The organism is Pantoea sp. X-Soil-MYKO-1289 (genome assembly GCF_059730625.1).
Map to the genome: position 1 here is coordinate 1,863,164 of NZ_AP036004.1, position 18,179 is coordinate 1,881,342.

General features: G+C 59.8%; 22 protein-coding genes. 12 read left to right on the plus strand and 10 right to left on the minus strand.

Going from position 1 to position 18,179, the window contains the following annotated elements; translation table 11 throughout:
• The first annotated feature begins 207 nt into the window (after positions 1-207).
• Entirely contained in the window at positions 208-297 is a 90-nt protein-coding gene (cydH, locus tag AC6I7Z_RS08930; protein ID WP_497813913.1) for a cytochrome bd-I oxidase subunit CydH, read from the plus strand.
• A gap of 47 nt (positions 298-344) precedes the next feature.
• Here cydH and AC6I7Z_RS08935 read toward each other — a convergent pair whose 3' ends face one another.
• Positions 345-1,145, minus strand: a complete 801-nt coding sequence (locus AC6I7Z_RS08935; RefSeq protein WP_497813914.1) for a C40 family peptidase — start codon at positions 1,143-1,145, stop codon at positions 345-347.
• A gap of 362 nt (positions 1,146-1,507) precedes the next feature.
• Between AC6I7Z_RS08935 and AC6I7Z_RS08940 the strand changes: the two genes are divergently transcribed.
• On the plus strand, positions 1,508-1,843 hold the full coding sequence (locus tag AC6I7Z_RS08940; protein ID WP_179256429.1) for a Grx4 family monothiol glutaredoxin: 336 nt from the start codon (positions 1,508-1,510) through the stop codon (positions 1,841-1,843).
• A gap of 40 nt (positions 1,844-1,883) precedes the next feature.
• Here AC6I7Z_RS08940 and rnt read toward each other — a convergent pair whose 3' ends face one another.
• The 5 genes from rnt to eptA all read right to left on the minus strand — a co-directional run bounded on the left by rnt (position 1,884) and on the right by eptA (position 6,603).
• Positions 1,884-2,558 (minus strand): ribonuclease T, encoded by a 675-nt coding sequence (gene rnt / locus AC6I7Z_RS08945; RefSeq protein WP_427106371.1) that lies wholly within the window; start codon positions 2,556-2,558, stop codon positions 1,884-1,886.
• 109 nt (positions 2,559-2,667) lie between these two features.
• Positions 2,668-3,075 (minus strand): lactoylglutathione lyase, encoded by a 408-nt coding sequence (gene gloA / locus AC6I7Z_RS08950; protein WP_033747448.1) that lies wholly within the window; start codon positions 3,073-3,075, stop codon positions 2,668-2,670.
• A gap of 111 nt (positions 3,076-3,186) precedes the next feature.
• A complete protein-coding gene (locus AC6I7Z_RS08955) occupies positions 3,187-4,284 on the minus strand; it encodes an alkene reductase (RefSeq protein WP_497813915.1) in 1,098 nt (365 codons plus the stop codon).
• 48 nt (positions 4,285-4,332) lie between these two features.
• Positions 4,333-4,929, minus strand: coding sequence for a TetR/AcrR family transcriptional regulator (locus tag AC6I7Z_RS08960; protein WP_497813916.1), 597 nt, complete (start codon positions 4,927-4,929; stop codon positions 4,333-4,335).
• 39 nt (positions 4,930-4,968) lie between these two features.
• The gene (eptA, locus tag AC6I7Z_RS08965; protein WP_497813917.1) at positions 4,969-6,603 is read right to left on the minus strand and encodes a phosphoethanolamine transferase EptA; all 1,635 of its coding nucleotides are present in this window, start codon (positions 6,601-6,603) and stop codon (positions 4,969-4,971) included.
• A 208-nt stretch (positions 6,604-6,811) separates the two neighbouring features.
• Between eptA and AC6I7Z_RS08970 the strand changes: the two genes are divergently transcribed.
• The 4 genes from AC6I7Z_RS08970 (at position 6,812) to AC6I7Z_RS08985 (ending at position 9,215) form a co-directional block, all read left to right on the plus strand.
• Complete coding sequence (locus tag AC6I7Z_RS08970) at positions 6,812-7,051, plus strand: DUF1289 domain-containing protein (protein WP_497813918.1); 240 nt, start codon at positions 6,812-6,814, stop codon at positions 7,049-7,051.
• 57 nt (positions 7,052-7,108) lie between these two features.
• Positions 7,109-8,005 (plus strand): aldo/keto reductase, encoded by an 897-nt coding sequence (locus tag AC6I7Z_RS08975; RefSeq protein ID WP_497813919.1) that lies wholly within the window; start codon positions 7,109-7,111, stop codon positions 8,003-8,005.
• Positions 8,006-8,091: 86 nt separating this feature from the next.
• The gene (gene sodC, locus AC6I7Z_RS08980) at positions 8,092-8,613 is read left to right on the plus strand and encodes a superoxide dismutase [Cu-Zn] SodC (RefSeq protein ID WP_497813920.1); all 522 of its coding nucleotides are present in this window, start codon (positions 8,092-8,094) and stop codon (positions 8,611-8,613) included.
• A 134-nt stretch (positions 8,614-8,747) separates the two neighbouring features.
• Entirely contained in the window at positions 8,748-9,215 is a 468-nt protein-coding gene (locus tag AC6I7Z_RS08985; protein WP_497813921.1) for a hypothetical protein, read from the plus strand.
• On the opposite strand, the gene AC6I7Z_RS08990 is transcribed toward AC6I7Z_RS08985, so the two are convergent.
• Genes AC6I7Z_RS08990 through AC6I7Z_RS09000 form a run of 3 tightly spaced genes read right to left on the minus strand, consistent with a single transcriptional unit; the run spans position 9,216 to position 12,323 of the window.
• Positions 9,216-11,216 (minus strand): FUSC family protein, encoded by a 2,001-nt coding sequence (locus tag AC6I7Z_RS08990; RefSeq protein WP_497813922.1) that lies wholly within the window; start codon positions 11,214-11,216, stop codon positions 9,216-9,218.
• A 7-nt stretch (positions 11,217-11,223) separates the two neighbouring features.
• A complete protein-coding gene (locus AC6I7Z_RS08995) occupies positions 11,224-12,081 on the minus strand; it encodes an efflux RND transporter periplasmic adaptor subunit (protein ID WP_497813923.1) in 858 nt (285 codons plus the stop codon).
• Positions 12,078-12,323 (minus strand): DUF1656 domain-containing protein, encoded by a 246-nt coding sequence (locus tag AC6I7Z_RS09000; protein WP_497813924.1) that lies wholly within the window; start codon positions 12,321-12,323, stop codon positions 12,078-12,080. The genes AC6I7Z_RS08995 and AC6I7Z_RS09000 overlap by 4 nt, the downstream gene beginning before the upstream one ends.
• A gap of 152 nt (positions 12,324-12,475) precedes the next feature.
• On the opposite strand from AC6I7Z_RS09000, the gene slyA reads away from it, so the two are divergent.
• Positions 12,476-12,913, plus strand: a complete 438-nt coding sequence (gene slyA / locus AC6I7Z_RS09005; protein WP_033747426.1) for a transcriptional regulator SlyA — start codon at positions 12,476-12,478, stop codon at positions 12,911-12,913.
• Positions 12,914-12,956: 43 nt separating this feature from the next.
• Here the strand turns inward: slyA and slyB are convergent, their stop codons facing one another.
• Positions 12,957-13,424, minus strand: a complete 468-nt coding sequence (gene slyB, locus AC6I7Z_RS09010; RefSeq protein ID WP_033747425.1) for an outer membrane lipoprotein SlyB — start codon at positions 13,422-13,424, stop codon at positions 12,957-12,959.
• Positions 13,425-13,704: 280 nt separating this feature from the next.
• Between slyB and anmK the strand changes: the two genes are divergently transcribed.
• From anmK to pdxY, 5 genes are all read left to right on the plus strand, one after another.
• The gene (gene anmK / locus AC6I7Z_RS09015; protein WP_497813925.1) at positions 13,705-14,820 is read left to right on the plus strand and encodes an anhydro-N-acetylmuramic acid kinase; all 1,116 of its coding nucleotides are present in this window, start codon (positions 13,705-13,707) and stop codon (positions 14,818-14,820) included.
• 17 nt (positions 14,821-14,837) lie between these two features.
• Positions 14,838-15,170 carry an MliC family protein gene (locus AC6I7Z_RS09020; protein ID WP_048784637.1) on the plus strand — a complete coding sequence of 111 codons (333 nt, stop codon included), beginning with the start codon at positions 14,838-14,840 and terminating at the stop codon, positions 15,168-15,170.
• A gap of 5 nt (positions 15,171-15,175) precedes the next feature.
• A complete protein-coding gene (gene pdxH, locus AC6I7Z_RS09025; protein ID WP_497813926.1) occupies positions 15,176-15,832 on the plus strand; it encodes a pyridoxamine 5'-phosphate oxidase in 657 nt (218 codons plus the stop codon).
• 138 nt (positions 15,833-15,970) lie between these two features.
• Entirely contained in the window at positions 15,971-17,245 is a 1,275-nt protein-coding gene (tyrS, locus tag AC6I7Z_RS09030) for a tyrosine--tRNA ligase (RefSeq protein WP_497813927.1), read from the plus strand.
• A gap of 64 nt (positions 17,246-17,309) precedes the next feature.
• Positions 17,310-18,170 carry a pyridoxal kinase PdxY gene (gene pdxY / locus AC6I7Z_RS09035; RefSeq protein ID WP_497813928.1) on the plus strand — a complete coding sequence of 287 codons (861 nt, stop codon included), beginning with the start codon at positions 17,310-17,312 and terminating at the stop codon, positions 18,168-18,170.
• Positions 18,171-18,179 lie beyond the last annotated feature (9 nt).

The window sequence follows — 18,179 nt, forward strand, 5'->3', positions numbered from 1 at the left end:
CTGTTAATTCGCTACAGTTTTTGTCGGTGAAATACTCACTGGGCAGGACAAAACAGGGGCTGTTGCGTGCGAACGGCACGGGCGTTGCGTCAGTTGCGCAACAAAGCCGGGGATTCTAACAAGGCTTGCGGGATAAAACGAGATTTTTACCGGCAACTATGGGAAAATCGCATAAGACCCTGACAACTGTGTGGATAAGGAGAGGTAATGAGCACCGATTTGAAACTGGCATTAATGACTACCGGCGCGGCGCTGCTGATGATTGTGGCGTTTGGTTTTACCGCCGTCATGCACTAACAGAGAGCGATAAAAAAACCGGGATTATCCCGGTTTTTTTATGGCGTTTAGCGAATGGTTTTCGGCGTCATCACTCGTCGCGCGCCGATATAGTGACGCTGCCAGTAATCATCCGAAAGCCCGCTAATCTGGATATCTTTGCCGGTGCGCGGCGACTGAATAAATTTGCCGTTGCCAAGGTAAACCCCAACGTGGTCGGCGGTGCCGCGGCCGTTGATACGGAAGAAGACCAGATCGCCTTTCTCCAGCGACTCGCGCTTGACCGGCGCAGCGTCGCGCAGGTGATACATTTCGTTGGCGGTGCGTGGAATTCTGAATTTCACCAAATCTTTATAGGCGTACCAGACGAGGCCGCTGCAGTCAAAACCGGTATGCGGCGAGGTACCGCCCCACTGGTAGGGCTTGCCCAGCTGACCCATCAGTTTGGTCATCGCCGTTTCGCGCGCTTTCTGGTAGCGCAGGCGATGGGACTTGCTCATTTTGATGGTAGAGGTGTCGTCGGCATTCAGCTGCGGGAGAGTGGCGGCTTTTGCGGTGCTCAGCGTGCGCTGGCGGCCATAGCGTTTGTGAGAAGATTTAAGGGTTTTTTTCGTATCGGCGGCGGAAGGGGAAAGCTTAGCCGTTTCAATTTTCTTCTGCTTTTTCAGTTTGAGTTTTTGCGCAGTAGAAGGGCGCGTTTTTTTCGCGCTGGTTTTGACCGGTCGCCGTTTGCGGCGCTCATCTTCGCGCGCGCTTTTTTTCTCCGCCTTGTGCAGGCTGGCGTTAACCGGCGCTTGCGGCGAGGCCGAAGCGATGTTCATGAACAGCTGCGCGAAAGCTAATATAAAGAGCGTAATCAGTAATCGCATAGTCCGGTTACAGGGTTAGCGGTTACGACAACAGGCCGTAACGTGGTTAGAAAAATCTGATCGGAGATCAGCGCCGGGGCCATTCTAAGCCAGGTTTTTTTCAAAAGTTAAGCCATTTTTCTATTAAACTGTTACAGGGTTGCAGTTGAGTTTAAAATAAGCAATTTCAGCAGCTTATAGCAGCAAAGTTATTACCAGTTATGAACAGCTTAAGTTTTGATTATCGTCAGAAAAACGCAGATCTTTAGTAAAGAACTTAACAAACATGGCGGTTTCGCCTGGCAAGCGAGAAATTGTCGTTTTCAGGGACGGGGCGAAGTCGCTACAATAAACAAACACGAAGTAGGGAATTAAGGAAGGCAATTATGAGTACTGTAGAAAAAATTCAGCGCCAGATCGCAGAAAACCCGGTCCTGCTGTACATGAAAGGCTCGCCGAAACTGCCAAGCTGCGGTTTCTCTGCGCAGGCGGTGCAGGCGCTCTCTGCCTGCGGTGAGCGCTTTGCTTACGTGGATATTCTGCAGAACCCTGATATTCGCGCCGAGCTGCCGAAATACGCCAACTGGCCGACCTTCCCGCAGCTGTGGGTAGACGGCGAGCTGGTCGGCGGCTGCGATATTATCGTCGAAATGTTCCAGCGCGGCGAGCTGCAGTCGCTGATCAAAGAGACGGCGGAAAAGCACAAAGAAGCGGAATAAAAGAAGTGTAAAAAAAAGGCCGACGCAAGTCGGCCTTTTTTTACGCCTGCTCCGGCGCCGCTTCCGCGTCGTCGCTTGCCGCCATCGGCAGCGGCCAGCCGCCCAGCCGTTTCCAGCGGTTGACCAGCTCGCAGAACAGCGTCGCCGTCTGCTCAGTGTCGTAGAGCGCAGAGTGCGCCTGGGTGCTGTCAAAATCCATGCCTGCCGCTTTGCAGGCTTTCGCCAGCACCGTCTGCCCCAGCACCAGCCCGCTCAGCGCGGCGGTGTCGAAGGTGGCGAACGGATGGAAAGGGTTGCGCTTCAGCCCAGCGCGCCCGGCGGCGGCCATCATAAAATTGAGATCGAAGGTCGCGTTGTGCGCCACCATGATGGCGCGATTACAGTGGTGATCCTTGATGCCTTTGCGCACCATCTTAAATATGGCGTGCAGCGCCTCATATTCGCTAATCGCGCCGCGCAGCGGGTTGCTGGGATCGATGCCGGTAAACGCCAGCGCCTCTGGATGAAGCAGCGCGCCTTCGAAAGGCTCGACGTGGAAATGCAGCGTCTGGTCGCGATGCAGCCAGCCCTCTTCGTCCATTTTCAGCGTGGTGGCGGCGATCTCCAGCAGCGCATCGGTCTGCGCGTTAAAGCCTGCGGTCTCGACATCGATCACCACAGGATAGAAACCTCGGAAACGTTGATTCAGCGCGTTCAGGGAGTTCGTTTCAGACATCAGCATCTCATAGCAGAAAATAGGCAGCGCGCATTATGGCAAAAAAAAGAGGAGGGTGCAGCAGAAGGGAAAGCTTCAGCCTGCTGCCGCGCAGACTGAAGCGGCAAACTTAGTTGCCCAGGCCGTGACCGGCATGTTTATTTTCGATCAGCTCAATCTTGTAGCCGTCTGGATCTTCGACAAAGGCGATAATGGTTGAACCGCCTTTCACCGGACCCGCTTCACGCGTGACTTTGCCGCCCGCGTTGCGGATACGGTCGCAGGTCGCCGCCACGTCGTCCACGCCCAGCGCGATATGGCCATAGGCGTTGCCGAGATCGTAGCTGTCCACGCCCCAGTTGTAGGTCAGCTCGATAACCGCGCCTTCGCTCTCTTCGGTATAGCCCACGAATGCCAGCGTATATTTATACTCCGTGTTTTCGCTCTGACGCAGCACGCGCATGCCGAGAACGCGGGTGTAGAAGTCGATGGAGCGTTGCAGATCGCCAACGCGCAGCATGGTATGAAGTAAACGCATAACATCCTCTTTTATTAATTCGTCATCTTCTGATGACTCAAACGCTAAGTATAGCGGTGAAAATAGCAAAAAACGGGCGCTGGCGTAACCGTTGTCACGCCAGCGTCGCGCTTAAAGCGTCGGGTAGTCGGTATAGCCTTCCGCGCCGCCGCCGTAGAAGCTCTCCGGGCGCTGCGGGTTGAGCGGGGCGTCCTGCTGCAGACGCGCCACCAGATCGGGGTTGGCGATAAAGTCTCGGCCAAAGGCCACGGCGTCAATCAGGCCGCGCGCAATCAGATCGTCCGCTTTCTCCACGGTATAGGCGCCCGCGCCGATAATCACGCCGGGGAAGAGCGCGCGCACTTTTTCGCGGAAGGCGTCGCTGTAGGGCTTGCCGCCCGCCCAGTCTGGCTCGGAAAGGTGCAGGTAGGCGATATTGCGCTTCGCCAGCTCGCCGATATACCACAGCGCGGCTTTCTCTTCTTCAGGGCCATTATCCAGATTCTGGAAGCTGCCGATCGGCGAAACGCGAATGCCGATGCGGTCGGCGGACCAGTTGGCGATAGCGGCGTCGACCACTTCCAGCGCGAAGCGGCCGCGTTTTTCAATGCTGCCGCCATATTCGTCGGTGCGACGGTTGGAGTCGGGCGCCAGGAACTGATGCATCAGATAGCCGTGCGCCGAATGCAGCTCCAGCAGATCAAAATCCGCCTCGCGCGCATTGGCGGCCGCCTGGCCGAAATCCGCCACAATCTGTTTGATCTCGGCGAGGGTAAGCTCGCGCGGCGTCGAGGTCTCTTCGCGGTAGACGCTGCCGTCTTCCGCACGCAGCGAGGTGCGCGTGCCGGCGGCGATAGCAGAGGGCGCGACAGGCGCTTTGCCTTCCGGCTGCACGCTGTTGTGCGAAATGCGGCCGGTGTGCCACAGCTGAACGGCGCTGTGGCCGCCCGCCTCGTGAATGCCTGCGTTAATCGCTTTCCAGGCAGCAATCTGCTGCTGAGTATGCAGGCCCGGCGCGCCGGCGTAGCCTTTCGCCTGGAAAGAGACCTGCGTCGCCTCGGTGATGATCAAACCGGCGCTGGCGCGCTGACGATAATATTCGCCCATCAGCGGCGTCGGGATGTCGCCTGGCTCGATGCTGCGCAGACGCGTCAGCGGCGCCATAAATACGCGATTCGGTACGGTAATCGCACCCACTTTAAGCGGGCTAAACAGCTGGGTACTTGCCATAACAACTCCTGTAGTAGACCGGTCTGCTATAAAACGGCATTTTTAAAATCAGTGGGTTTGCAGCCACTGTTCGATAGTGCTCAATGCGAGGCGCAGCGGCTGCGGCTCGCGGGATAGCTTGCTCTGCAGGCTGGCGCCCAGCCACAAAATATAGATTACTTCCGCCATCTCGCGCGGCGCATAGGGCAGCTCCATCGTCTCCTGCCGCAGCGCCGCTTCGAGCGTTTGCGTATAAGCCGCGATAATGCGGCTGGCGCCGCGCTGCAGGGCGTCGCGCATCGGCTCGGAGAGATCGCAGACTTCCGCGGAGAGCTTCACCGCCAGGCAGCCGACGATATGTCCCTGTTCGCTGAACAGCTGCTCAGCCTGGCGAAAGTGCGCCAGCAGCCGCTCGCGCGGCGTGCCTTCGCCGTGCTGCAGCCGCGCTTCGACCTGCTGGTGCAGATGGAGAAAGTAGCGCTCCAGCAGCGCCACGCCAAACGCCTCTTTCGAGCGGAAATAGTAGTAGAAAGAGCCTTTCGGCACCTCCGCCAGCGTCAGCAGCTCGCTGAGTCCCATTCCGGTGAAACCGCGCTGCAGACAGAGCTGCTCGCCGGTGGCGAGCAGATGTTCACGGGTTTCGGTGCGTTGCAGCGTCTTGTTCATGGCGCTTAAGGTAGTAGACCGATCGGTCGGATGCAACCATTAGCCCGTTTTACGGCACGTACTGATCATGTCGAGCTGCGGCTGATATTCGCTGGTCTGGACGTTGAACATCCCCAGCAGCGTATGGAACAGGTTGTCCTGCGACACCTCTGCCGTCGGCGCCTGCTGGCGCAGGCAGGCCTGATTAATGCCGTAGGTTCTGGCGTAATCATCCGACATCCACAGCAGCAGTGGGATATGCGTCTGCTGAGACGGCGCAATCAGATAGGGCGCGCCGTGCAGATACATGCCGTGTTCGCCGAGCGATTCGCCGTGATCGGAGAGATAGACCAGCGCGACGTTAAAGCGATCGCTTAATCCCTTCAGCATATCGATGGTGCGGCCGATCATATCGTCGCTGTAGAGCAGAGAGTTATCGTAGGTGTTCATCAGCGCCTGATGGTCGCAGTCCTGAATCTGATTGCTGTCGCAGGTCGGCGTAAACTGGCGGAACTGCGGCGGATAGCGACGATAGTAGGCGGGGCCGTGACTGCCCATCTGATGCAGCACGATAATGCCGTCGTTGTTCAGGCTGTCGGTGTAGTTATCCAGCTGGTGCAGCAGCACGTCGTCGAGGCAAGAGCCCTCCTGGCACCAGGCGTTCAGCTTCCACAGCGTCATATCGGTATGCGGCACGCGATCGCAGGCGCCCTTGCAGCCGCCGTCGTTTTCGCGCCACAGCACGCTGACGCCCGCATGGCCGAGGATATCCAGCACACCGTCCTGATGATGGGCCAAATTAGCGTCATAGTGCGCGCGCGGCATATTAGAGAACATGCAGGGCACGGAGATGGCGGTTTCCGTGCCGCAGGAGGTCGCCTGCGGATAGTAGATAACATTCTGCTTTTTCAGCTGCGGGTTGGTTTCGCGCGCGTAACCGCCCAGCGAAAAGTTTTCCGCGCGCGCGGTTTCGCCGACCACCAGCACCACCAGCGTTTTTTTCTGCTCCGCCGCGATAGTGGGGCCTTTATGCGCGTCCTGCCCGATATGCACCCAGGCCTGGCTGCCTTTCATCCAGCGATTATTAACGTAGTGGCCGGCGCCGCTGACGATGTTGGCCGGCGTCACCATTTTGATCAGCCCTTTGTTATTGCGGATCAGCGAGGCGTAATCCTTATAAAAGAGCAGCGCCATCAGCAGGATAACGCCCAGCGACGCCGCCATAAACAGCGCGCGCCAGGCGAGATTCATCCACCAGCATTCGCGGCGTTTGAAGCGCGTCAGGAAGATGACGATGGTCGGCACTACGCCCATCAGCAGCAGCCAGATGACGGCGTTACGGCTCAGCAGCGCGGTGGACTCCTGCAGATCGGTTTCGAAGACGTTCTGCACCATGTTGGTATCGATAACCGTGCCGAAGCTAAACATAACGTAGTTTGCCGCCGCGCTCGTCAGGATCAGCACTGCCAGCAGCGGCTTACGCAGGTAAGGCCAGGCGATCAGGTTAAAGATCAGGCCGAACGCCGCCGTCAGCACAAGGGGCAGGCTGGCGGCAAACAAGTAGTCGTGCAGAGAGGTATAAGGAATGCGTTCCCAGGCGCGGAACAGAAAGAGACCGTTCAGGACCAGCGCAAAGAACAGGGAAACCGCAAGATTAAAGGCGTTTTCGTGACAGCGTAACTTTTTCAACTGCATGAGTATCCAGAAAAAAATTAATAATCGCCAAAACAGAATAGAGGCAATAAGCTGGGAAAACCTTAACAAAGGCTCAACACTATGCGCGGAATTATCTGTTTAGCCAAACTAATTAGTTACATTTAGTGACGTAACGCGTAGCACGCTGCGAGAAAGGCTCGCGCCTTGAGCTATCTTTAAAAGAGATAATCAGCGATGTGGAGATCCTGTGGCGGAGCAACTTGAGTTTTTCCCGGTACCCAGTCCCTGTCGCGGCATCTGTCAGGTGGATGCGCGCGGCTACTGCCTCGGCTGCCTGCGCAGCCGGGAAGAACGCTTCAACTGGATGAAATTCAGCGACGCGCAGAAGCGCGACGTGCTGCGCCTGTGCCATCAGCGCCGCCTGCGTCTGCTGCGCCAGCAGAAACCGGAAGAGGATGTTGAACCGCAGCAGCCATCCCTGTTTTGAGCGCTTTTCGTTATACTCCCTGACACTGACTGAAAGAGCAAACACAGGGATATCACCATGCTACAAGCGCAACAGATCTCGCTGCAGGGCCCCGCTTTCTCTCCGCTGATTATGGGTTACTGGCGGCTAATGGAGTGGGGAATGACTCCGCAACAGCGCGTCAGCTTTATCGAACATCATCTCGCATCAGGCATCACCACGGTCGATCACGCCGACATCTACGGCGACTACCGCTGCGAAGCCGCCTTTGGCGAGGCGCTGAAGCTGTCGCCCGGCCTGCGCGATCGCCTGCAGATCGTCACCAAATGCGGCATCGCCACGCGCGCGAAGCCGGAACATCGCATCGGACACTACATCACCGACAAAGCGCACATTGTGCAGAGCGCGGAAAACTCGCTGCGCCATTTCGCCACCGACCGGCTCGACCTGCTGCTAATCCATCGCCCCGATCCGCTGATGAACGCCGACGCGATGGCCGAGGCGTTTCTGGCGCTGCACCAGAGCGGTAAAGTGCTGCATTTCGGCGTGTCGAACTTCACGCCGTCGCAGTTCGCGCTGCTGCAGTCGCGTCTGCCCTTTACGCTGACCACCAATCAGGTGGAGATCTCGCCGATTCAGCAAAACGTGCTGCTGGACGGCACCCTCGATCAGTGCCAGCAGCTGCGCCTGCGTCCGATGGCGTGGTCCTGCCTGGGCGGCGGCGAACTGTTTCAGGATCCGCACTATCAGCCGCTGCGCGACGAACTGGAGCAGGTGCGTCTCGAAACCGGCGCCGCCAGCCTGGCGCAGGTGGTTTACGCCTGGGTACTGGCGCTGCCGAGCCAGCCGCTGCCGATCATCGGCTCCGGCAATCCTGAACGCGTCAGCGAAGCGGTGGCGGCGCTAGGGGTTACGCTGGATCGCCAGCAGTGGTTCCGTATCCGTAAAGCGGCGCTGGGTTACGATGTGCCCTGAAGCGTAAAGCTGTGTCAAACAGCAGCGCAGATCGGAAATTGCGGCCAGGCTTATCACACCCTGTGGGAGATAAGAGGCAAGCGATAATGAAAAAATCGGTCTTAGCATGTCTGTTCGCGATAAGCGGCGGCCTCGCCGGCAACGCGCTGGCGCAAGAGGTCACACTGCATAAAGTCAGCGCCGAGGGCATCGGTGAGGCGATCGGCACGGTCGATATCGAGCAGACAAAATATGGTCTGCTGTTTACGCCGAAGCTGAACGGCCTGACGCCCGGCGTGCACGGCTTCCATGTGCACGCCAACGGCAGCTGCGAGCCCGGCGTTTCTGAAGGCAAAACGGTGGCGGCGGGCGCGGCGGGCGGCCATCTCGATCCGCAAAAAACCGGCAAGCACCTCGGCCCGTATGGCGAGGGCCACCTCGGCGATCTGCCGGCGATCTACGTCAATGAGAAGGGCGGCGCCGACTATCCGGTGCTGGCGCCGCGGCTGAAATCCCTGGATGAGATCAAGGGCAAAGCGTTAATGGTGCATATCGGCGGCGATAACCACGCCGATCATCCGCAGCCGCTTGGCGGCGGCGGCGGGCGCTACGCCTGCGGCGTGATCTAATTGTTCGTTCACCGACGGCTCCTCAGGGAGTCGTTTTATTATCGTTTAGTTTCCGGCTATGTTCTCCTGATGATTTACCGCCTATGATACTGATTCTGGACACTTTCATCTGGTGCGATCAAAGGAGAAAAGGAATGAAGAAATCGGGCGCACTGCTGCTCTGCCTGCTGCTGGCGGGCTGCGATCAACCCAATGAAACCCAGCTCAGGACTGAAGCAGGACGTCAGCTTCAGCGCACCATTGATGCCAGCCCGGCGCGCGCCGAATGCGAATCCATCGCGAAAGGACGCGAGTGGCTGAGCCACAGCGTGCGCAAACGGCTTGAAGAGAAGGACTGCCAGTTTATTCTGCGCAGCCCTACCGAAACTAACTTTGAGCAAACGGCGATCTACCACACCAGCATGACCATGGTGTGCGGCAGCATTATCGGCAAGAGCTTTACCGGCAGCGAAATCCGGCGGCGTTTTATCTACTCGCCGGAAGAGCGCGAGCTGGTGATTGAGCCGATGTCCGCCAACGATAAAACCCGTTTCGAACAGCGTAAGACCCTGGCGCAGCTGCAGGCCGATTTCGACCGCCAGCAGCAGCAGTACTGCAAATAGCTATTCCGGCACCGCCTGTTTCAGCTGCGCCAGCGAACAGCGCAGCCGCCATAAAATACCCGCCAGGGTATTCGCCTCCGTATCGCCCTCCGCCACCAGCTGGCGGATGGTCTCCTCCAGCGTCGTCAACGTCTGCTCAAGCGAACTGTGCCGCACGCCGCGCGCGCTGATGATGCGCTGTAAATCCTGCAGGCTCGCCTCACGCATCTGCGCCAGCGCGGTTGACGCGGGCTGCCAGTCGCGCAGCTGCCAGACGATATGCGAACAGTTGAGCAGCACGACGCCCCAGCGCAGCAGCCAGACGCGCGCCTGCTCGTCGCGGCTGCTGCTCAGCTGGCTGATACGGTGGTAGATCTGCGATTCAAAGCGGCTTTCGCTCAGGCGCGGACGGCGGCGCAGCTGGTCGAGAAACGCCATGCGCAGCGCGCGGATATGACGGCGGCTGCGGCGCGCGTCGGAGCTGGGGCGCAGGATCTGAAACGCCAGCCAGGCGAGCATCACGCCGCACACTTTGGCGATATTGTCGTTGAGGAAGTCGGCGTAATCCCAGCTCGGCGGGTTAGTCACCGCGATAAACGAGCCCATAAAGACAATAAACTGGCCCCAGAGCGCAGCGCGCTGCTTTTGCTGCAGCTTAAACAGCTGCAACGTCAGCAGCAGCGGGAACAAAAACAGCAGAAACTGCCACAGCTGGGAGATCTGCACCATCAGGCCGAACTTCATCACAAAGCTGAACAGCGACAGCCAGAGTAGGGTTTTCAGCAGCAGCGTGACGCTGCCGCTGGGCGAGGGGGCGGACGAGTAGAGCACGCAGGCGATAGCGGTGAGGGTCAGCGCCGCCGCGCCGGCCGACCATTGCGTCGCGATCCAGAAGGCGCAGCCCGCCACGACGGCGCAAAAGGTGCGCAGCGCGCTCCAGCCCGCTTCGGCGCTGTCGCTCTCCCGCGCCAGCGCGGGCACCGGCGGCGGCTGAAAGCGGGTATCGGCGTCGGCGCGGGCCAGCAGGCGGATCCAGCGGCTGACGTTGAGGTACATCCAGCAGAAGTAGCGCAGGCGCTGACAAAAGGCGCGCTGGCGGTAATCGCCGTCGGCGGCGGGAGTGACGCTGCGCAGGATCCGCGCCAGCCGGTATTTGTCGCACTGCGCGCTCGCCAGCTCCTGCATCAGGGCGTCGATGGCGTCGTAAAGCGGCTGCGGCGCGTCGGGCCAGTTAAGCAGCATGCGGCGCAGGCTGGAGAGCACGCTGGTCAGGCGCAGCTGCTGGTGCAGCACGTAGTTGAGCACGTTGTTCTGGCGGCGAAAGCGGTAGTGGCTCCAGAACGCCTGAATGCGCAGCAGATTCATGGTAAGGATCTGGCTGATCACCGCTTCATGGGCGGCGCGCACCTTGTCGACTTCGGTAGGCTGCAGCAGCAGCCCGGCGTGCTCCAGCAGGCGGGCATGCATCTTTTGCAGCGAGGCGATCAGCGCCTCGCCGTCTGAGGTGCTCGGCAGCACCATCATCATAAACCCGGCGCACAGAATGCCGGAAATCACCTCGCAGACGCGCGCCTGCGTCAGATTCCACAGATCCGTCGCATCGGTCAGGTCGACGCTGCTAAAAACGATAATCGCCGCGGTGTAGCCCGCCAGCGAAAAGGCGTAGGCCACATTGTTCTGATAGTGGTTGGCGATGCCGGTGCAGAACGCCAGCCAGCCGGCGATAAAAAAGGTGAACAGCCAGGGTTCGTTGAGAGTATGGCCGGCGATCAGCAGCGCGGCGCCTGCGCCCATCAGGCTGCCGACGATGCGTCCGAGGCTTTTGCTTATCGCGCCGCCGACGGTGGGAAAGCTGATCACCGCCGCCGAGGTCATCGCCCAGTAGGGCTCATCCAGGTCGAGCGCATAGGCGATGCTGAGCGCCAGGCACATCGCGATGGCGTTGCGCAGCGCGTAGCGCCATTGGTTGGCGTCTGCCTTCACCCAGGGGAGCTGGTCCCACGCCAGCCAGCGCAGATTCATCGCGCGCTCACGGCTGGACAGAGATAGAGCAGGTGGTGCCCGCCACCAGCGGCACATTATCCGGTATCTGCGCCAGGCGAATGCGCACCGGCACGCGCTGCGCCAGCCGCACCCAGGGCACGTTTGGCTTGATATCGGGCACCAGGCCGCTGTCGCTGTCGATGCTCTGGTCGTAGATGGCGCGGCCGATGCTTTCCACCTCGCCCTGCAGCCGCGCGCCGTTGCTGTAGAGCACAATCTGCGCCGGCGCGCCGGGACGAATATGGCGCAGCTTGGTCTCTTCGAAATAGCCCATCACGTAATAAGAGCGGCTGTCGACCAGCGCGAAGAGCGGCGTGCCCGCCGTGGCGTAGTCGCCGACGCGCAGCGTCAGGTTGCTGACCCAGCCGTCGGTCGGCGCCGTCACGGTGGTCTGCTGCAGGTTCCAGCGCGCCTGGTCCAGCGCCGCCTGCGCCGCTTTGGCGCTGGCCGCCATCGACGCGGCGTTCAGCTGCGCGGCGTCGAGATCTTCGGCCGAAATTACGTTGCGCGGCAGGCTGGCGCGGCGTCGCGACTCATGCTGCGCCTTCGCCAGGTCCGCCTGCGCCTTCGCCAGCTGCGCCTCGGCGTTGTCCAGCGCAATCTGCCAGGGCACGGTATCCAGCGTCAGCAGCGTCTGGCCCTGATGCACAAACTGATTATCCTTCACCGCCAGCGAGACGATGCGCGCCGAGATCTGGGGGGTAACCTGCGCCAGCTCGGCGCGGACTTTGCCGTCGCGCGTCCAGGGCGACTGCATGTAGTAGTTCCACATCCACCAGCCCGCCAGCAGGGCGGCCGCGAAGACGATTAGCGTGGAAAAATATTTCACTGCATTGAATTTCATGGTGAGTATCCCTGTCCCAGCAGAAAAAGCGCGGCGGCGACGCAAAGCACGAAAAGAGAGAGATCCAGCAGCGTCGGATGCCAGATATCGCCCGAGTAGATCCAGCCGCGCAGCAGCGGATGAAGAAGAAGCCAGAAGAAGAAGCCGAGCAGGACCGCTTTAAACAGCGGTGGAAAAAACAGCGAGGCGCCGAACACCAGGTCGGTCAGGGGTCCAGCCGCATGAAAGGGAAAAATAGCCACGCATCGTCCTTCTGATATCACCCCGGCACCGGTCTCAAAAAGCGTAGATGAACCGCTGCGGCTTCGCCCGGGGTTTGTAATTTGTCCTTTAAACTCGCAGAATAGTGTAAAATCTGGCTTGATAGCTAGCAAGCTAATTATAAGGAGATGAAATGGATACGCCCCTTGGAACGGATTTGTCTCGCCTGGTGCGCATCTGGCGCGCGTTGATCGATCAGCGACTGAAGCCGCTTGAGCTGACGCAGACGCACTGGGTCACGCTGCACAACATTCATCAGCTGCCGCCGGAACAGTCGCAGATTCAGCTGGCGAAGGCCATCGGCATTGAGCAACCGTCGCTGGTGCGTACGCTGGATCAGCTGGAAGAGAAAGGATTGATTACCCGCTCAACCTGCGCGAACGATCGCCGCGCGAAGCGTATCAAGCTGACGCGTCAGGCGGAGCCGATTATCGAACAGGTTGAGAGCGTTATCGACGCCACGCGCGACGATATTCTTGCCGGCATCAGCCGCGAAGAGATCAACCAGATGGTGACCCTTATCGCCCGTCTGGAGAAAAACATTCTCGAGCTGCAGCATCGGGAAAAATAAAAAAACCGACGCCGCGGCGTCGGTTTTTTTTGGGCTGAGGCGATCAGCGCGGGGAAACGGTGATCTGGCTGCCGTTAGACGCCAGCGCGACGCGCTGCCCGACAGAGTAACGGCTGGCCGCCTGCTTCTGCACCACCATGATGGTATTGCCGTCATCCTTACGGATTTCCAGCTCGACGCCGTCGGTTTTATTCACTGCGCCCTGAACGCCCTGGCCCGCCAGGCCGCCGGCGATGGCGCCGCCCGCGGTCGCCAGGCTGCGTCCGGTGCCGCCGCCGATAGTGTTACCGAGGAAGCCGCCCAGCACCGCGCCGCCGATAGCGCCGATCACGTTGTTGTCATCGCCGCCCTGAATCTTAACCGGACGGACCGAGACCAGCGTGCCGTAAGACACGCTCTGAACCTGTTTGGCCTCACTGGCACTGTAGGTATCGCCTGACAGAGTACTGGTATTTGTGCAGCCAGCCAGCGTAATGCCGGCCAGTGCGACAGCAACGAAACGCTTGATCATTTGTAACTCCTTTCTTAAGCAATGCGCCATGTGTATCGCGAAATCCTGCAAACAGTATAAGACACAAAGCAAATTAATCTTAGTCTGAGTAAAACATGGTGAAGCCAAACATAGACTATTGGCGATCAACAAAAATTCAACCAGGCGATAAAAAAAGTTGCGCAATGTTATTTGTTGCATAAAGTCGGGGAAAACATCAGGTAATCGTCGAATCGGGCGCGAGAATTTGCCAGACTGAAAGGTGTTGAATCGCACTTCCGCCACTCAGTAAGGACCAGGAATGAAATCAGGACGTTATATCGGCGTTATGTCAGGCACCAGCCTGGACGGCGTTGACGTGGTGCTGGCCGCCATCGATGAGCATATGGTGGCGCAGCAGGCGAGCTACTGTCATCCGATGCCGGGCGAGCTGCGCCAGCAGATCCTGGCGATCAGCCAGGGCCAGCAGCTGACGCTTTCGCAGCTCGGCCAGCTCGATACGCGCCTTGGCCGGCTGTTCGCCGACGCGGTCAATACCCTGATGCGGCGCGAGGCGCTGGAGCCGAGCGATATCGTCGCCATCGGCTGTCACGGGCAGACCGTCTGGCACGAACCGCAAAGCGACGCGCCGAACACGCTGCAAATCGGCGATAATAATCAGATCGTCGCTGCCACCGGCGTCACCGTGGTCGGCGACTTCCGCCGCCGCGATATGGCGCTGGGCGGGCAGGGCGCGCCGCTGGTGCCCGCGTTTCATCAGGCGCTGCTAATGGATGCGGTTGAGCGCCGCATGGTGCTCAATATTGGCGGCATCGCCAATCTTTCGCTGCTGATCCCCGGCCAGCCGGTGCGCGGCTTCGATACCGGCCCTGGCAATATGCTGATCGACGCGTGGATCTGGCGCCACCAGGGCAAGCCTTTCGACCAGGACGCCAGCTGGGCGCGCAGCGGCAGCGTGGTGCCCGCGCTGCTGGATCAGATGTTGCGCGATCCCTGGTTCGCGCTGCCGCCGCCGAAAAGTACCGGGCGCGAATATTTCAATCTGGGCTGGGTTGAGCGTCAGCTGCAAACTTTCCCGGGCCTGGCGCCGCAGGACGTGCAGGCGACGCTGACCGAGCTGAGCGCCGTCACCATCGCCGATCAGGTGCAGCTCAACGACGGCTGCGATCGACTGCTGGTGTGCGGCGGCGGCGGCCGCAATCCGCTGCTGATGACACGCCTCGCCGCGCTGCTGGCGGGAACCGAGGTGACCACCACCGACGCCGCCGGCATTCGCGGCGACGATATGGAGGCGCTGGCGTTCGCCTGGCTTGCCAGCCGCACGCTCGCCGGTTTGCCCGGCAATCTGCCCGCCGTGACCGGCGCGGCGGCAAAAAGCGTGCTCGGCGCTATCTATCCCGCTAATCCGCTCTACTGACAGGAAGGAGAATCACGATGAAACAGGGGTTAACGCTTGCCGCCGCGCTGCTGCTGAGCGGCTGCGGTCTGCTGCACAAACAGGCTGAAGCGCCGCAAACGCTGCACTATCGCTGCGGCACGCTGCCGCTGACCGTCACGCTCGACAACGCCAGCGAACAGGTCAGCTTTATCATGGATGGTCAGCCGTTAACGCTGAAGCGGGCGATCTCCGCCTCAGGCGCGCGCTACAGCGACGGGAAATATGTCTTCTGGAGCAAAGGCGAAACCGCCTTTATCGAACGCGACGATAAAATCGTCGTTAACGACTGTGAATTGCAGCCTGCCAGCCAGCCTGTTCATTTCGAGTAACCCGTATGAGCACGAATTTCACTCTGCAAGATATCGCCAGCCTGCGCCGCGAATATACGCGCGGCGGGCTGCGTCGCAAGGATCTGCCGGACCAGCCGCTGGCGCTGTTTGAAACCTGGCTGCGGCAGGCGTGCGAGGCGCAGCTGCCCGATCCCACCGCCATGACCGTGGCGACGGTGGACGATCAGGGGCAGCCTTACCAGCGCATCGTGCTGCTCAAACACTATGACGACGGCGGCCTGGTGTTCTATACCAACCTCGGCAGCCGCAAGGCGCAGCAGCTGGCCAACAATCCGCGCATTTCGCTGCACTTTCCCTGGCACTTTCTGGAGCGCCAGGTGATGGTGCTGGGCGAAGTGGAGAAGCTGTCGCCGCTTGAGGTGCTGAAATATTTCCATAGCCGCCCGCGCGACAGCCAGATCGGCGCCTGGGTATCGCGCCAGTCGAGCCGGATATCGGCGCGCGGCGTGCTGGAGGGAAAATTTCTCGAGCTGAAGCAGAAGTTTCAGCAGGGCGAGGTGCCGCTGCCGAGCTTCTGGGGCGGATACCGCGTCAAATTTCACACCATGGAGTTCTGGCAGGGCGGCGAACATCGCCTGCATGACCGTTTCCTCTACCAGCGCGACGACAACGGCTGGAAAATCGACCGCTTAGCCCCGTAAAACAACGTTTTTCTCCTCTCTCAGCGCTGGCACAGAAGTCGCCAGCGCTTTATGCTATAGCCCTCTTTTTTTTTCTTCCGCACTCAGCGGAAAGCTGTGTACCAGCATAGGTGCAGTCTGATCAATTTGGAGTCAGTAATGACCAGCAGTAACCTGATACAACAATTGCAGGAACGAGGCTTAATCGCCCAGGTAACGGACGAGGAAGCGTTGGCAGAGCGACTGGCGCAAGGGCCGATCGCCCTCTATTGCGGCTTCGATCCTACCGCTGACAGCTTGCATTTGGGCCATCTGGTGCCGCTGCTCTGCCTGAAACGTTTTCAGGATGCCGGACACAAACCGGTCGCGCTGGTGGGCGGTGCCACCGGTCTGATCGGCGATCCCAGCTTTAAAGCAGCAGAACGCAAACTCAACACCAGCGAAACCGTAGGCGAGTGGGTGGAGAAGATCCGCCGTCAGGTCGCGCCTTTCCTCGATTTCGACTGCGGCGACAACAGCGCTATCGCCGCCAACAACTACGACTGGTTCGGCGGCATGAATGTGCTGACCTTCCTGCGCGATATCGGCAAACACTTCTCTGTGAATCAGATGATTAACAAAGAAGCGGTCAAACAGCGCCTGAACCGTGACGATCAGGGGATCTCCTTTACCGAGTTCTCCTACAATCTGCTGCAGGGCTATGACTTCGCCGAGCTTAACAAGCGTCACGGCGTGTCGCTGCAGATTGGCGGCTCCGATCAGTGGGGCAACATCACTTCCGGCATCGACCTGACGCGTCGTCTCTATCAGAACCAGGTCTTCGGCCTGACGGTGCCGCTGATCACCAAGTCCGACGGCACCAAGTTCGGTAAAACCGAAGGCGGCGCGGTGTGGCTCGATGCGAAGAAAACCAGCCCCTATAAGTTCTACCAGTTCTGGATCAATACCGCGGACGCCGACGTCTACCGCTTCCTGAAGTTCTTCACCTTCCTCAGCCTTGACGAAATCAACGCGCTGGAAGAAGAGGATAAAAACAGCGGCAAGGCGCCGCGCGCGCAGTATGTGCTGGCCGAGAACGTCACGCGCCTGGTGCACGGCGAAGCGGGCCTGGCGGCGGCGAAACGCATTACCGAGAGCCTCTTCTCCGGCGCGCTGAGCGACATGACCGAAGCGGACTTCGAACAGCTGGCGCAGGACGGCATGCCGACCGTGCAGCTGAGCGCGGAAGACGATCTGCAGCAGGCGCTGGTGAATGCCGAGCTGGTGCCGTCACGCGGTCAGGCGCGCACCATGATCGGCTCCAACGCCGTCGCGATTAATGGCGAGAAGCAGTCAGACGCGGAGTACCGCTTCAGCGAGAGCGATAAGCTGTTTGGCCGCTACACGCTGCTGCGTCGCGGGAAAAAACACTACTGCCTGATCGTCTGGCAGTAAGCGCTTCAGGGCCGGTTTCCGGCCCTTTTTTATGGCAGGCAAGGGCAAGGCAGTTCAGAAAATAATGAAAAATATTCTCGCAATTCAGTCGCATGTAGTATTCGGCCACGCCGGCAACGCCGCCGCCGAATTTCCGATGCGGCGCATGGGGGCCAACGTCTGGCCGCTCAACACCGTACAGTTCTCTAACCATACCCAGTACGGCCACTGGACGGGTACGGTGATGCCCGCGACGCACCTGACGGAGATCGTCAAAGGCATCAGCTATATCGATCGGCTGAAAACCTGCGATGCGGTGCTGAGCGGCTATCTGGGCTCGGCTGAACAGGGCGAACAGATCCTCGAGATCGTGGGTATGGTGAAAGCCGCCAATCCAGACGCCTGGTTCTTTTGCGATCCGGTGATGGGACATCCTGAAAAAGGGTGCATCGTGGCGCCCGGCGTGGCGGAGTATCACTGCAAATACGCCATGCCCGCCAGCGACATCATCGCGCCGAATCTGCTGGAGCTGGAGATGCTCAGCGAGCGTAGCGTCACCAGCGTAGAAGAGGCGACCGCGGCAGCGCGCGCGCTGATTGCCCAGGGCCCGCGCGTGGTGCTGGTGAAACATCTGGCGCGCGCCGGACGCCGCAGCGATCGCTTCGAAATGCTGCTGGTCACGGCGGAAGAGGCCTGGCATATCAGCCGTCCGCTGGTGGATTTCGGCGTGCGCCAGCCGGTCGGCGTCGGCGATCTCACCAGCGGCCTGCTGCTGGTCAATCTGCTGCACGGCAAGGATCTGAAGCAGGCGCTGGAGCACGTTACCGCCGCCGTGTACGAAGTGATGCTGACCACGCACGCCATGGGCGAATATGAGCTGCAGCTGGTCGCGGCGCAGGACGCTATCGCCCAGCCGACCCAGCACTTCGCCGCCGAAGCGCTGTAAACCTGCCGG

What these genes read in the sequence shown, in the direction of transcription:
- gloA (WP_033747448.1), bottom strand. Translation starts at nt 3,075, where the DNA reads ATGCGTTTACTTCATACCATGCTGCGCGTTGGCGATCTGCAACGCTCC.
- sodC (WP_497813920.1), top strand. Translation starts at nt 8,092, where the DNA reads ATGAAAAAATCGGTCTTAGCATGTCTGTTCGCGATAAGCGGCGGCCTC.
- rnt (WP_427106371.1), bottom strand. Translation starts at nt 2,558, where the DNA reads ATGTCTGAAACGAACTCCCTGAACGCGCTGAATCAACGTTTCCGAGGT.
- AC6I7Z_RS08955 (WP_497813915.1), bottom strand. Translation starts at nt 4,284, where the DNA reads ATGGCAAGTACCCAGCTGTTTAGCCCGCTTAAAGTGGGTGCGATTACC.
- AC6I7Z_RS09020 (WP_048784637.1), top strand. Translation starts at nt 14,838, where the DNA reads ATGAAACAGGGGTTAACGCTTGCCGCCGCGCTGCTGCTGAGCGGCTGC.
- AC6I7Z_RS08985 (WP_497813921.1), top strand. Translation starts at nt 8,748, where the DNA reads ATGAAGAAATCGGGCGCACTGCTGCTCTGCCTGCTGCTGGCGGGCTGC.
- AC6I7Z_RS08975 (WP_497813919.1), top strand. Translation starts at nt 7,109, where the DNA reads ATGCTACAAGCGCAACAGATCTCGCTGCAGGGCCCCGCTTTCTCTCCG.
- AC6I7Z_RS08935 (WP_497813914.1), bottom strand. Translation starts at nt 1,145, where the DNA reads ATGCGATTACTGATTACGCTCTTTATATTAGCTTTCGCGCAGCTGTTC.
- AC6I7Z_RS08960 (WP_497813916.1), bottom strand. Translation starts at nt 4,929, where the DNA reads ATGAACAAGACGCTGCAACGCACCGAAACCCGTGAACATCTGCTCGCC.
- slyA (WP_033747426.1), top strand. Translation starts at nt 12,476, where the DNA reads ATGGATACGCCCCTTGGAACGGATTTGTCTCGCCTGGTGCGCATCTGG.
- anmK (WP_497813925.1), top strand. Translation starts at nt 13,705, where the DNA reads ATGAAATCAGGACGTTATATCGGCGTTATGTCAGGCACCAGCCTGGAC.
- cydH (WP_497813913.1), top strand. Translation starts at nt 208, where the DNA reads ATGAGCACCGATTTGAAACTGGCATTAATGACTACCGGCGCGGCGCTG.
- pdxY (WP_497813928.1), top strand. Translation starts at nt 17,310, where the DNA reads ATGAAAAATATTCTCGCAATTCAGTCGCATGTAGTATTCGGCCACGCC.
- tyrS (WP_497813927.1), top strand. Translation starts at nt 15,971, where the DNA reads ATGACCAGCAGTAACCTGATACAACAATTGCAGGAACGAGGCTTAATC.
- pdxH (WP_497813926.1), top strand. Translation starts at nt 15,176, where the DNA reads ATGAGCACGAATTTCACTCTGCAAGATATCGCCAGCCTGCGCCGCGAA.
- eptA (WP_497813917.1), bottom strand. Translation starts at nt 6,603, where the DNA reads ATGCAGTTGAAAAAGTTACGCTGTCACGAAAACGCCTTTAATCTTGCG.
- AC6I7Z_RS08990 (WP_497813922.1), bottom strand. Translation starts at nt 11,216, where the DNA reads ATGAATCTGCGCTGGCTGGCGTGGGACCAGCTCCCCTGGGTGAAGGCA.
- slyB (WP_033747425.1), bottom strand. Translation starts at nt 13,424, where the DNA reads ATGATCAAGCGTTTCGTTGCTGTCGCACTGGCCGGCATTACGCTGGCT.
- AC6I7Z_RS08995 (WP_497813923.1), bottom strand. Translation starts at nt 12,081, where the DNA reads ATGAAATTCAATGCAGTGAAATATTTTTCCACGCTAATCGTCTTCGCG.